The 13,972-nt window shown below is 28.9% G+C and carries 14 protein-coding genes; all 14 read left to right on the forward strand.

What is annotated here, in order from left to right:
- Positions 1-77 precede the first annotated feature (77 nt).
- Positions 78-1,295 carry an FtsW/RodA/SpoVE family cell cycle protein gene (locus Q0V08_RS06370; protein WP_297433122.1) on the forward strand — a complete coding sequence of 406 codons (1,218 nt, stop codon included), beginning with the start codon at positions 78-80 and terminating at the stop codon, positions 1,293-1,295.
- A gap of 160 nt (positions 1,296-1,455) precedes the next feature.
- On the forward strand, positions 1,456-3,567 hold the full coding sequence (pnp, locus tag Q0V08_RS06375; protein WP_297433124.1) for a polyribonucleotide nucleotidyltransferase: 2,112 nt from the start codon (positions 1,456-1,458) through the stop codon (positions 3,565-3,567).
- A gap of 95 nt (positions 3,568-3,662) precedes the next feature.
- The gene (gene rimO, locus Q0V08_RS06380) at positions 3,663-5,003 is read left to right on the forward strand and encodes a 30S ribosomal protein S12 methylthiotransferase RimO (RefSeq protein WP_297433126.1); all 1,341 of its coding nucleotides are present in this window, start codon (positions 3,663-3,665) and stop codon (positions 5,001-5,003) included.
- A 24-nt stretch (positions 5,004-5,027) separates the two neighbouring features.
- Positions 5,028-5,597 carry a CDP-diacylglycerol--glycerol-3-phosphate 3-phosphatidyltransferase gene (gene pgsA, locus Q0V08_RS06385; protein WP_040405889.1) on the forward strand — a complete coding sequence of 190 codons (570 nt, stop codon included), beginning with the start codon at positions 5,028-5,030 and terminating at the stop codon, positions 5,595-5,597.
- 9 nt (positions 5,598-5,606) lie between these two features.
- Positions 5,607-5,861, forward strand: a complete 255-nt coding sequence (locus Q0V08_RS06390; protein ID WP_023049560.1) for a YggT family protein — start codon at positions 5,607-5,609, stop codon at positions 5,859-5,861.
- Positions 5,862-5,910: 49 nt separating this feature from the next.
- Positions 5,911-6,849 (forward strand): 16S rRNA (cytosine(1402)-N(4))-methyltransferase RsmH, encoded by a 939-nt coding sequence (rsmH, locus tag Q0V08_RS06395; RefSeq protein ID WP_297433129.1) that lies wholly within the window; start codon positions 5,911-5,913, stop codon positions 6,847-6,849.
- A gap of 18 nt (positions 6,850-6,867) precedes the next feature.
- Positions 6,868-7,140, forward strand: a complete 273-nt coding sequence (locus Q0V08_RS06400; protein ID WP_023049562.1) for a hypothetical protein — start codon at positions 6,868-6,870, stop codon at positions 7,138-7,140.
- Between the two features lie 18 nt (positions 7,141-7,158).
- A complete protein-coding gene (gene rlmD, locus Q0V08_RS06405) occupies positions 7,159-8,520 on the forward strand; it encodes a 23S rRNA (uracil(1939)-C(5))-methyltransferase RlmD (protein ID WP_297433131.1) in 1,362 nt (453 codons plus the stop codon).
- 9 nt (positions 8,521-8,529) lie between these two features.
- Positions 8,530-9,135 (forward strand): glycerol-3-phosphate 1-O-acyltransferase PlsY, encoded by a 606-nt coding sequence (plsY, locus tag Q0V08_RS06410; protein WP_297433133.1) that lies wholly within the window; start codon positions 8,530-8,532, stop codon positions 9,133-9,135.
- Between the two features lie 13 nt (positions 9,136-9,148).
- Entirely contained in the window at positions 9,149-10,150 is a 1,002-nt protein-coding gene (locus Q0V08_RS06415; protein WP_297433135.1) for an NAD(P)H-dependent glycerol-3-phosphate dehydrogenase, read from the forward strand.
- Between the two features lie 125 nt (positions 10,151-10,275).
- Entirely contained in the window at positions 10,276-11,100 is an 825-nt protein-coding gene (locus Q0V08_RS06420) for a sigma-70 family RNA polymerase sigma factor (protein ID WP_297433137.1), read from the forward strand.
- Between the two features lie 16 nt (positions 11,101-11,116).
- Positions 11,117-12,238 carry a DNA polymerase III subunit beta gene (gene dnaN, locus Q0V08_RS06425; RefSeq protein WP_297433138.1) on the forward strand — a complete coding sequence of 374 codons (1,122 nt, stop codon included), beginning with the start codon at positions 11,117-11,119 and terminating at the stop codon, positions 12,236-12,238.
- A 100-nt stretch (positions 12,239-12,338) separates the two neighbouring features.
- Complete coding sequence (locus tag Q0V08_RS06430; RefSeq protein WP_297433140.1) at positions 12,339-12,875, forward strand: DUF116 domain-containing protein; 537 nt, start codon at positions 12,339-12,341, stop codon at positions 12,873-12,875.
- Positions 12,872-13,972, forward strand: a 1,101-nt coding sequence (locus Q0V08_RS06435; RefSeq protein WP_297433142.1) for a tetratricopeptide repeat protein, incomplete at its 3' end; no start/stop codon positions are given. The genes Q0V08_RS06430 and Q0V08_RS06435, both read left to right, overlap by 4 nt.

Here is a 13,972-nt window from a genome sequence, read left to right on the forward strand (position 1 = left end):
GTTGTCGCTGGTTCGAGCCCAGCAAGAAGCGCCATTTTTTTATTTTTTGTAAAAAGAATTTTAAGGGGAGAATTTAAATGGAAAATACAACTGGACAATTTTTTCAAGAAAATTTAAAAAATCAACAACAAAAAATTAAAAATAGAATGATTAGATTAAGACAAAGACGATTTTCGTTATTTTTAATAATAGTGATATTAATGGTTTTAAGTTCAATTAATATGGTTAGTGCAGCTTTTTATATGAAACCCGAAAATATAAAGAAACATTTTGTATACATATTAGTATTTTTTGTAATATATCTTTTTATTGGAAATGCAGGAAAAATTAAAAAATTAAAATTAACATATAAATTTTTAAGTAATAGAAAAGTAAATGGCATTATTTTCTTAACAAGTATTTTTATTTTGTTAGGGATGTACATTGGTGGAAAAATGAATTTATCATTTATTCCTAAAATAAATGGAGCCTATGGATGGATAAATTTAGGACCTGTTTCAGTTCAACCCGCGGAAATATTGAAATGTGCATTTGTTATAAATATGGCCAATTGTCTAGCAAGAGCAGAGGATAACGATTTAAGTGAAAGTGTTACAATAATAAATGCTTTAATATATCTAGGCGTTTATGGTATATTAATTTTAGCACAAAAAGATATGGGAACAGCAATTCACTATTTGGCAATTTGGTTATTTATGATATTTATGAGTAAATTAAAAGATAAATGGATTTTAAGGGTTAGTTGTTTAGGAGGAATATTAGGTATAGGAGGCCTAGCTGCAGTTTATAAATACGCTAGTGAAGAAAAAGCTTCTTATAAAATAATGAGAATAAAAAGTTATATAGATGGATTATTTTTTGGAAATTATTCAGATGATTACGGTTATCAAGTAAAGCAGTCAGTTTATGCCTTTGGTAGCGGAGGGTTATTTGGAAAAGGATATGCCAATGGAGTGCAAAAGTACAGTTATCTTCCAGAAATACACACAGACTTTATAATGGCTACTTTTGGCGAAGAGTTTGGGATAATGGGGATGTTTGTAGTTGTTGCATTATTTTTTGCCTTGTATCATTTTATAATGGTTACAGGAAGAGAGTGTAAAAATTATTTTGGAAAATACTTAGCATTGGGAATGGGAGCTCAAATAATAACTCAGGTAATAATAAACATATTTGTAGCTGTTGGACTGTTACCAGTTTTTGGATTACCGATGCCATTCTTTAGTTACGGGGGAAGTGCAATGGTAACTATGGGGATAGCTTTGGGTTTAATTCATAATATGAATGTTGAATAAATATATTTTGATTTTTATATGTAAAAATGATATACTTTAATGTAAGAATATAGAGGATAAATATAAGGTAAGTAGTAAGAGATTAAAGCTAAAATCTTTAGTTTTAGTTCCTTATTATTTGCTATATTTATCCTCTACCAATTTAAAAGGAGGAAACTTAATGTTTAATGAAGTAAGCTTAAGCTTAGAAATAGGTGGAAGACAATTAACGTTAAAAACTGGTAAAATAGCAAGACAATCAAACGGAGCTGTAATGGTTCAATATGGTGATACAATTTTATTAAGTACAGTTAACAGAAGTAAAAGTGCTAGAGAGGGAATAGATTTCTTTCCTTTAACAGTAGATTATGTAGAAAAATATTATGCAGCTGGAAAATTTCCAGGAGGATTTAATAAAAGAGAAGCTAGACCATCAACAAATGCAACACTAATAGCTAGATTAATAGATAGACCAATAAGACCAATGTTCCCAGAAGGGTTCCATTATGATGTTCATATTGTAAATACAACACTTTCTTATGATGGGGTATGTACTCCTGATTTTATGGGAATTGTAGGATCATCAATAGCTTTAACAGTATCTGATATACCATTCATGGGACCAGTAGCTGGAGTAGTAGTTGGTATGATAGATGGAGAGTTTATTTTAAATCCAACACCAGAGCAATTAAAAGTAAGTGAATTAGATTTATCAGTAGCTGGAAGTATGGATGCTATCAACATGGTTGAAGCAGGAGCAAAAGAGATTGATGAGGAAACAATGCTAAAAGCTATAATGTTTGCTCATGATAATATAAAGAAGTTATGTCAATTCCAATTAGAGTTCCAAGCTTTAGTAGGTAAAGAGAAGATAGAGTTCCAGGCACCTGAAGTAATGCCAATAGTTAAAAACTTTATTGATCAAAATGGAGCTACTAAGTTAAAAGAAGCTGTTTTAACAACTGGAAAAAAAGCTAGAGAAGAAGCTGTAGATCAATTAGAAGAAACTTTATTTGAAGAGTTTGTAAATACAAACTTTGGAGAAGAGGAAGTTCCTTCAGAAGTAGTTGCAGAATTTGCAAAATACTATCATGATTTAATGAAAGAGCAAGTTAGAGATGCTATTTTATACAATAAGCATAGAGTAGATGGAAGAGCTACAACAGAAATTAGAGACTTAGCAGCAGAAGTAGATGTTTTACCAATTGTACATGGATCAGCATTATTTACAAGAGGAGAAACACAAGCGTTAGTTGTAGCTACTTTAGGAACTAAAGAAGATGAGCAATTAATAGATGGACTAGACGAAGAGTATTTCAAAAAATTCTATTTACACTATAACTTCCCTCCATATTCAGTTGGAGAAACAGGAAGAATGGGTGCACCAGGAAGAAGAGAATTAGGACATGGATCTTTAGCAGAGAGAGCATTAAGTTATGTAATGCCATCAGTAGAGGATTTTCCATATACAGTTAGATTAGTTTCAGAAATAACAGAATCTAATGGATCGTCATCTCAAGCATCAATTTGTGGAGGATCATTAGCATTAATGCATGCAGGAGTGCCTATAAAAGAGCATGTGGCTGGAATAGCAATGGGACTAATAAAAAAAGATGATGATTATGTTGTATTAACAGATATCATGGGTCTAGAAGATCACTTAGGAGATATGGACTTTAAAGTTGCAGGAACTAAGACTGGAATAACAGCTTTACAAATGGACATGAAAATCGCAGGAATATCAGAAGATATTATGAGAATAGCTTTAAAGCAAGCTTTAGATGCTAGATTACAAATATTAGAGTTAATGAATAGTACAATATCAAATACTAATGAATTAGCGCCAACTGTTCCAAGAATTCATCAAATGGTAATTCCTAAAGATAAAATAGCAGTTTTAATAGGACCTGGTGGAAAAAATATAAAAGGTATCATAGAAGCAACAGGTGCAACTATTGATATAGAAGATGACGGAAGAGTATCTATATTCTGTAAAGGACTAGATGTTTTAGATGAAACTATAAAATTAGTAAATGGATATGTTAAAGATGTTGAAGTAGGAGAGGTATATTTAGGTAGAGTAGTAAATATAGCTAAGTTCGGAGCATTCATGGAAATATTACCAGGAAAAGAAGGACTTCTTCATGTATCAGAAATATCTTTAGAAAGAGTAGCTAATGTTGAAGATGTATTAAAAGTTGGAGACACATTTGAGGTAAAAGTAATTTCTACAGAAAATGGGAAAATCAGTTTAAGTAGAAAGAAATTATTACAAGAAATGGCAGCTGAATAATTTTAAAATTAAGGGGGATAACACAGAGGACTTCAACCTCTGTGTTATTTTTCCGTATAGAAGTAAAAGTAACAAAAAATGAAGGACGGTAAGAGATGAAATTAGGTTTAATAAGTTTAGGTTGTAGTAAAAACTTAGTTGACAGTGAGCACTTAATTGGGCTAATGGTAGCTAGAAAAGGATTTGAAATAACAAATGATTTAGAGGAAGCAGATGTTGTTTTAGTAAATACATGTGGATTCATTGGAGATGCAAAAGAGGAGTCGATTCAAGCTATATTAGAAGTTGCAGAAAAGAAAAACTCTGGAAAAGTAAAAAAAATAATTGTTGCAGGATGTCTAGCACAAAGATATGCTGATGAGTTAATTTCAGAAATTCCTGAAATAGATGCTGTAGTTGGTACAGGTGAAATACATAAAATAGAGGAAATAGTAGATACAATTTTAGAAGATTCTAAAATTGTTAGATGTGATTCTTTTGAGTTCTTAGCAGATGCAGGAACAGAAAGAATTTTAACAACAAATCCTCATACTGCTTACTTAAAAATAGCAGAGGGATGTAACAGAAGATGTACGTACTGTATTATACCTCAACTTAGAGGAAATTTAAGAAGTAGAACAATAGAGGATATTGTAGAAGAAGCTAAAGCTTTAGCAGCAAATGGAGTAAGAGAGATAAATTTATTAGCTCAAGAAACAACAGAGTATGGAATTGATTTATATAAGAAGAAAGCTTTACCTGATTTATTAAAAGAATTAGCAAAAGTAGATGGGATAGAATGGATTAGATCATATTATATGTTCCCTAATTCATTAACAGATGAGCTAGTTGAAGTTATAAAAAATGAACCAAAAGTTTGTAAATATTTTGATATTCCAATTCAACATATTTCAGGAAATATATTACAAAATATGGCTAGAGCAAAATCAGGAGATCATATAAAATCAATTTTAAATAAAATAAGAACTGAAATTCCTGAAGCAACAATCAGAACTACTGTAATTGTAGGATTCCCTGGAGAAACAGAGGAAGATTTCGAAGAATTAAAAGAGTTTGTAAAAGAATTTAAATTTGATTATGTAGGTGTGTTTAAATACTCTAGAGAAGAGGGAACTGTTGCACACGATTTAGAGAATCAAGTTCCAGAAGAAGTAAAAGAAAAAAGATGGGCTGAATTAACAAATTTACAAGCTGAAATTGCAGAAATAAAAAATAGAGCAATGATTGGAAAAGTTGTTGAAGTTATGATAGATGGTATTTCTTCAGAAAGTGAGTTTATGTTAGAGGGAAGAACTAGAGGGCAAGCCTTAGATATAGATGGGAAAGTTTTGACAAATGACGGAACTGCAAGACAAGGGGAAATAGTAAAAGTAAAAATAGAACAAAATTTTGAATATGACTATATAGGGGCAATTGTAGAAAACGAAATTAAATAGTCTTAAAATAAGGAGGAGTCAGTCTTGAATTTGCCAAATAAACTTACAGCAATTAGATTAATATTAGCAATACCTTTTATATACTTTTTACAAGAATCAGCAGGAACTACACATCATACTTTATATAGAATGATAGCGTTTGGTATATTTATTTTTGCATCGCTGACAGATTGGTTAGATGGATATATAGCAAGAAAATATAATTTAATAACTGATTTGGGTAAGATAATGGATCCTTTGGCAGATAAAATACTTGTTATATCAGCATTGGTAATCTTTGTAAAATTAGATTATATTCCAGCATGGATGTCTATTGTTGTTATAGCAAGAGAATTTTTGATTAGTGGGATAAGAACTATAGCTGCCGCAAAAGGGGAAGTGATTCCTGCAGGAATTTTAGGAAAATACAAAACAACTACTCAAATGATTGTAATTATAATTATGCTGTTCTTTGGGTTAGGAAATACTCCTGAAAAAGAAACTTTGTATAAAACAATTTATTTTTATATGACATTAATTCCAGTTGTTTTAACAATTTGGTCTGGATGGGAATACTCGGTAAAAGCAAAACATTACTTTTTAGGAGAGAAATAAGGAGAAAATATGGGTTTAATTTACAGAATTATAAATTTAGCTTTTGAAATTATGAATATACTTATATTAATAAGAATAGTAATCTCTTGGTTAGCTCCATATTCAAGAAATGACTTTACAAATCTTGTATATGCTTTAACAGAGCCAATTTTAAAACCTTTTAGGACTTTAATACCTATGGGAAATGTTAGAATAGATTTGTCACCAGTGTTGGCTTATTTTGCTTTGAAGATTCTAAGATATATTATTTTTTATTTATTATAATAGAATAGAGAGGCCAATGGCTTCTCTATTTTTTGTAGGAGGAACAAAAATGCACGAGATAGAAAGTGAATACCACATACCAGTTTTATATTATGAAACATTAGAAAATTTAATAACAAATAAAGATGGTATATATGTAGATTGTACTTTAGGAGGAGGAGGACACTCTGAAGGTATATTAAAAGAGATTAGTGACAAGGGAAGATTAATCTCCATAGATCAAGATGATCAAGCAATAGAGTTTGCAAAAAAAAGACTTGAGAAATATGGAAAAAAATGGTCTGTATACAAAAGTAACTTTGAAAATATAGAAACAGTTTTATATATGGCTGGAGCTAATGAAGTTACAGGAATTTTAATGGATATTGGAGTTTCGTCAACTCAATTAGATGATCCAGAGAGAGGATTTTCATATAGATACGATACAAAGCTTGATATGAGAATGAATAGAGAGGAAGCATTATCAGCTTACGAAGTTGTTAATGATTATGAAGAAGGAGAATTAGTTAGAATTTTCTTTGAATATGGAGAGGATAGGTTTGCTAGAAAGGTAGCTAGACTAATCTGCCAAAGAAGAGAAGAGAAACCTATTGAAACAACTGGAGAGCTTGTAGATATAATAAGAAAAGCTTACCCACCAAGAAGTGAAAAACATCCAGCTAAAAAAGTTTTCCAAGCTATTAGAATTGAAGTTAATAGAGAGCTAGATGTATTGAAAAATGCAATAACAAAATCATTTAATAGTTTAGAAAAAGGAGGACGTTTAGCAATAATAACGTTCCACTCTTTAGAAGATAGAATAGTAAAAAATATGTTTAGAGATCTTTGTACAGGATGTAAATGTCCAAAAGAGATTCCAATATGTGTATGTAATGAAAAACCTAAAGGAAAACTAGTTAATAGAAAACCTATAACTTCGGGACAAGATGAGTTAAAGTTTAATAATAGAGCACATTCAGCTAAGTTAAGAGTTATCGAAAAATTATAAAAGTAGAAGGAGGACCTGATGAAGAGAAAAAAAGTTTTATTAACACTTGTTGGTATAATTTTAATCTGGTCATTTTATGGGTACCTTATAAGAACAATCTCATATTTAGAAAAAAGTAATTTGAAGATTGAAAGAGAGTTAAGAGAGCTTGAAAAAGAGAGAAGTAAAAGAATATATGAATATGATTTACTCATGGATTTAAGTAAAATAGAGCAAGAGATGAATAAACAAAAAAATATGGTTATTTCTGAAAAGATAAATTTCTTTAAAATAGATGATAGCTCTTTTTAAAAATAAAGGAGAGTATTTATGAAATTACAAAAAGGACAAATAGTTGAAATAAAGATAGAAAAAATAGTCTATGGTGGAGAAGGACTAGGTTATTATAATGGGGAGTTTGCCATGTTTGTACCGATGTCTGTACCTGGAGATATTTTAAAAGTTGAAATAATATCTTTAAAAAAAAGTTATGGAAGAGCTTTAATAAAGGAGATTATAACTCCTGGAGCTGAAAGAATCAAAGATTTAAATCATATAACTTTTGAAGATTTTCAAGGGTGTGATTTTGGAATGTTAGATTACACTGCTCAGTTAAAATATAAAAAAGAGATGGTAGAGGATGTAGTAAGAAGAATAGGCAAAAATAGTGATGTTTTAATAGAAGATACGCTAGAATCACCTATAGAAAAAAACTATAGAAATAAAGTTATTGAGCCATTCTCTTTTAATGGGAAAGAAATTATAACGGGATTTTTTAAAAGAAAAAGTCATGATGTATTCCAAGTAGAAGACAATATGTTAAATTCAGTGCTAGGAAATAAAATAATTACGGAATTAAAAAATATTCTAAATATAAATAAAATAACTGTATATGATGAGAAAAAACATTCAGGAATGTTAAGACATGTTATGGTTAGAACAAACTCTTTTAATGAAGCTATGTTAGTTTTAATAATAAATGATAAAAAAGTTACTGAAAAAATTAAGAGTATATTGAAAGAGGTAATGGATAAGTTTAAAGAGATTACATCAGTTTATGTTTCGTTAAATGATAGAAAAACAAATGTAGCTTTAGGGCATAAAAACTTACTTATTTTTGGAGAAAAGACGATTAAGGAGGATATTGATAATATTCATTTTAATATATCTCCAACATCTTTTTTCCAAATAAATTTGGATCAAACAAAGAGATTATATAGCTTAGCTATAAGTATGTTTGAAAACATAGAGAATAAAAAAATTGTAGATGCTTATGCAGGAACTGGAACAATAGGGATGATTTTATCTAAAAAAGCAAAGAAAGTTTATTCAATAGAAATTGTAGAATCAGCTGTAAAAGATGGAATTCAAACTGCAAAAGAAAATAATATAAATAATGTTCAATTTATATGTGGGGATGTAAATAAAGAACTAGGAAAATTAATAAAAGCAGAAAAAGTAGATTCAATAATATTAGATCCACCTAGAAAGGGGATTGACGAGGAAAGTCTAATAAATATATCTAAAGTTGGAATAGAAGAGATTGTATATATATCTTGTAATCCATCGACTTTTGCTAGAGATGTAGAAATTTTAGAAAAAGAAGGATATAAATTAGTTAAAGTAAAACCAGTAGATATGTTTCCTCAAACAAGTCATATTGAAGTAGTGGGAAGATTAGTTAAAAAATAGGAGGGCTTTATGATAAAGTTTTTAATATTTGTAGTAATTGCATATGTATTTGGTTCACTTCCTTGTGGTGTTTGGCTAGGAAAAGGAGTTAAAAATATTGATATAAGAGAATATGGAAGTAAAAACTCGGGTGCAACAAATGCTTATAGAATTTTAGGACCAAAGTATGGTATAATGGTTCTAATATTAGATGCTTTAAAAGGGTATATTCCACTTTATATAGCAAGTTTATTTGATATTGGTGGTATATACATTATATTATTAGGTTTGGTAGCTATATTAGGTCATACTTTTTCATTCTTTTTACAATTTAAAGGTGGAAAAGGGGTAGCAACAAGCTTAGGTGTTTTTCTTTTCCTAATGCCGAAAGTAGTAGGAATTTTGGTGTTAGTGTTTATATTAGTGGTAGGAATAAGTAAATATATCTCTTTAGGATCAGTTGTGTGTGCTGCATTATTACCAATTTTAGCATATTTTATGCCTGTAAGAGATAGTGCAACTAGAATACCATTAGTTATAATCTCTTTAATAGTAGGAATTTTTGTAATTTATAAACACAAAGCAAATATTCAAAGACTTATGGAGGGAAAAGAGAATAAATTTAATTTAAAGTAAGGAGATAAATTAAATGGAAAAAGTAGTTGTAATAGGAGCAGGAAGCTGGGGAACAGCTTTAGGAATGATTTTAGCAAAAAAAGGTTATGAAGTCATAATGTGGGAACATAACAAAGAGATTGCTGAAAAATTAAATTTAGAAAAAGAAAATAAAAGATTGCTTCCAGGAGTAAAATTTCCAGAGAATTTAAAAGTTACATGGGAATTAGATGGACTTTTGGCTAATGTTAAATATGTTATTTTCTCTGTACCATCTCAAGTTTTAAGAGGTGTCATGACAAGAATATCTTCACAAATTGAAGAGGGAATGATATTAATAAATACAGCAAAAGGAATAGAGGTTTTAAGTGGCGAAACATTATCTCATGTTATGAAAGATGAGATAAAAGGAAAGTATCATAAAAATATAGTTATTTTATCAGGACCAACACATGCTGAAGAAGTAGCTCAAGAACTACCTACAACAATAGTTGCTGCTGGAGAGTTAGAGAATGCTAAAAAAGTTCAAGAATTATTTAATACAGAAAACTTTAGAGTTTATGTAAGTGAAGATATAGCAGGAGTAGAGCTAGGAGGAGCAGTAAAAAACTGTCTGGCAATAGGAGCAGGAATTGCAGATGGGTTAGGTTATGGAGATAATGCAAAAGCCGCCCTTATAACAAGAGGAATCGCAGAAATGATACGATTTGGTAAGGTTATGGGTGCTGATGAAAGAACGTTTTCAGGATTAACTGGGATTGGGGACCTAGTTGTAACTTGTGCAAGTCAACACAGCAGAAATAGGTATGTTGGAGAAAGACTTGGAAAAGGTGAAAAAATAGAGGACATCTTAAATAGTATGGTAATGGTTGCTGAAGGTGTACCTACAGTTAAGGCTGTTTATGCTAAAAAGTTGGAGCTAGGAATAAGTATGCCAATAGTTGAAGCAATTTATGAGATAATATACGAGGGAGCAAACACAAAAGAAAAGGTTAAAGAGTTAATGACAAGAGAATTAAAAGAGGAATTTTATTAAAAAAGTTTTATAAGTTATACTTAAATTATTAATTACATTAAAAGAAATTCATAAATAAAACAATTAAATAAGCAACACGGAGATTCAAAATAGAAAAAGATAACTAATGAGGGTATGGGGTGTGTATGACAGAAAAAGATTTAGTTTCATTTTATCTAGATGATATAAAAGAGTATGAAGTGTTAGGAAAAGATGAAGAGATATTACTTTTAAGAAAAGCAAAGAATGGTGATATCGAAGCAAGAGAAAGATTAATTTTATGTAATTTGAGATTAGTAGTTAATGTAGCTAAGAAATATGGAAGCAAAGGTATGAGTTTTATAGACTTAATTAGTGAAGGAAACTTTGGATTGATTCATGCAATCGAGAAGTTTGATGTAGAAAAAGGATATAGATTTTCAACATATGCTGTCTGGTGGATTAAGCAAGCTATAAGTAAGGCTATAATAAGTAAAGGAAGAGAGATAAGAATACCATCATATAAACATGATATGCTAAATAAAATAAATAAATTTATAATGGATGCTGTTATGTTAAAAGGAGATTACCCAAGTATATATGAAATATCAGAGGGATTAAATATAAATTTAGAAAAAGTTCAAGATTTAATGATGGAGTTTCAAGAAACAATATCTCTTAGCTCACCAATAGGTGAAGATATATGTTTAGAAGATACTATAGCTAGCGAGATGCACAATGATTTAGAAGATAATCTAATTAGAGAAATGAGTACATCTCAGATAAAAGAGATACTAAATAAGTTGAATGATAGAGAAAAACAAATCTTAAAACTTAGATTTGGCTTTGATGGAAATCAAATTCATACATTAGAAGATATAGGTCAAAGTTTTAGCATAACAAGAGAACGAGTGAGACAGATTGAGCAAAAAACATTAGAAAAATTGAGAATACGTTATAGTGACTTACTAAAAGGAAACTATTACTATTAAAAGCAAGGAGGTTAAATTGATTTTAAAAGTTAATAGATTAGAATTTCTAAAGAAAATAAAAATAGTAGAAAAAGCAATCAATGAAAATAAAATTAGACCCATAATCTCTTATGTTTACATGGAAACAAGAGAGAATAGATTGTGGTTTTGTGGAACAAATTTAGAGTTAACAATATCAACACATATGGAATGTGATGTAATAGCTGAAGGAAAAGCTGTTTTTCAACACAATTTAGTAGAAGAGTATTTGAAGGAAATCAAAGATGAAGAGATTACTTTAAATATAAAAGAGGATGTATTAACAATAGAAACATCAGATTCAGCTTCAGAGTTTATATTAATGAATGCAGAGGAATTTCCTAAGATTCAAGAGTCAGAATTAGAAGATGAAGAGTTCGAATTTAAATTAAAAAAATTGGATTTAGCTGATTATTTTGATAAAGTAAAGTTTTCAGCTTCAATGTCTAGTGACAATTTATCAATAAATTGTATAAGGGTAGAGATTGAAAATAATAAAATAAAGTTTATATCTACAGATACTTATCGATTGACATATTTAGAGCACGACTATTTAGATAGTGATGGAACTTTTAAAGTGAGTATTCCTATAAATACAATAGATGCGATGTCTAAATTATTAAGAAATGGTAATGAAGAAGAGATTGCATTTACACAGAAAAATAAGCAGTTATACTTTAAATTAGGAAATATATCAATAATAAGTAGAGTTATCGATTTACCATTTCCAAACTATAAAACAATATTAGAAGCTAGTGGATATAACAAGAAATTACAAATAAATAGAGTTGAATTCGAAAAAATGTTAAAAAGAATTCAAATTTTTGTAAAAAACAATTCAGAATCAAAGTTTGGAGCAATATTTACCTTATCTGGAGATGACATTGAAATTGAAGGAATAGGAGAGATTGCAAAAGCTAAAGAGATTGCAAAAGTAAATTATGAGGGAGATAATCTTAAGATTTCTTTAAATGTGAAGTTCTTATTAGAGTTTGTTCAATCAAGTGATAAAGATATTATCATATTGGAATTTACAACATCAAATAGTGCTGTAAGAACAAGAAATATACAGGAAGATAATTATACTTATATAGTGATGCCTTTAGCTTTGAAAGACTAGATCATAAAAACTAGCTTACAGAGTGAGCTAGTTTTTATTTTGCAAAGATAAATTCTTTATGGTATAATTTGGATAATATTTTTTCATTTAAGGAGAAATAATGAGCAAATTTTATATACTTAAAATTATATATGAACTTCAGTACTTCAGGTATTTGCTACTAGAATATATAACTAAAAATCCATATGATAATAATAGTGCAAAAAAATTTATAGATTTTAATAATAAGAGAGTATTAAAAAAGATAAATAAAGAGAAAATAAAAAAGATAGCAATATTATTACCTCACTGTATACAAAAATATGATTGTAATCTAAAAATAACAAATAATATAGAAAATTGTAAAATGTGCGGATTGTGTGATATATCTGAAATTATAAGATTAAAAGAAGAGTTTAAACATATTAGCATAAAAGTGGCTACTGGTGGAACATTGGCTAGATTATACTTAAAAGAAGAAAGACCTAATTTGGTAATAGCTGTGGCTTGTAAAAGGGATTTAACTTCTGGAATTAGAGATTCATTTCCAATACCAGTTTACGGAGTTTTTAATAAAATTATAAATATGCCGTGTAAAGATACTAGAGTAGCCGTAGATGAGATAAGAAAGGTATTAAGAGAGGTGGGGACAACGTGAGAAAATTAAAACTATTTATTGCTGGACTTTTAATATGTTCTGGGTTAATTGCCTCAGAAAAAGAGGATATTAAATTTTTGGATGAGTTATTTATTCAGAGAAAATATTCTATGGCGCTTCAAGAGTCTAATAATTTTATAACAAAATATCCACGTTCTAAATATATAAAAAATATAAAAATAAGAATGGGACAAGTTTATTACGTAGAGGGAAGATATCAAGAAGCGATAAATACTTTAAATAGTTGTTTAAAAGAGCTAAAATTAAATCAAAATGAAAGTAACAATATATATTTATATTTAACTAAATCTTATATAGGATTAAAAGATTTTGATACTGCATCTAAAGCAGCAAATCTAATAGTTAAAACAACTTCTGAAGGAAAGAACGACTATGAAGAAGCTTTATTATCAATAGGAAAAGGTTATATGGATAATAAAGACTACATTAGAGCTCAAAGAGAACTTACTAGTGCATTAAGTGTACAGGGAAAAAATTATGAAGATGTTGTATTAAATCTTTCTTTAGCAGCTTATAATAACTCTCAATACATAAAAACTATAGTTTATTTAGATGAATATTATAGAGGCGCAAAAGTAGGAACAAATAAAGATTTAGTAAATTATTTATATGGATCATCTTATTATAAAACAAATGAAACATCAAAAGCATTAGATTACTTTAAAAAAGTAAAAAATAGTAATGGAAGTTCTGAGTATAAAACATTATCAGTTTTAACAATGATAGAGATTTATCTAAAGCAGGGGAATGCTAAAGAAGCTGAAAATATATTATCAAGCTTGTCATCAGAGCCAAAACTTTATAATACAGCTTTAAAAAGTTTTGGTGATTTCTATTTAGTTAGAGGATTGAGTGATGTTGCATTATCTTACTACAATAAAATAACAACTAAAGATATAGATGTATGGTATGGAATAGCACTTTCTCAATACAGATTAAAAGATTATAAAAATTCTTTAGAAAATTTTAGAAAATTATATCCAACAAAATATAAAAATGAAAGTATATACTATCAATTATCTATTGAGTATTTAAACAAAAATTATAAGTGGGTCTTAAATAATAGAAACTTAGCA

The organism is uncultured Cetobacterium sp. (assembly GCF_947038635.1).
Classification (GTDB): domain Bacteria; phylum Fusobacteriota; class Fusobacteriia; order Fusobacteriales; family Fusobacteriaceae; genus Cetobacterium_A.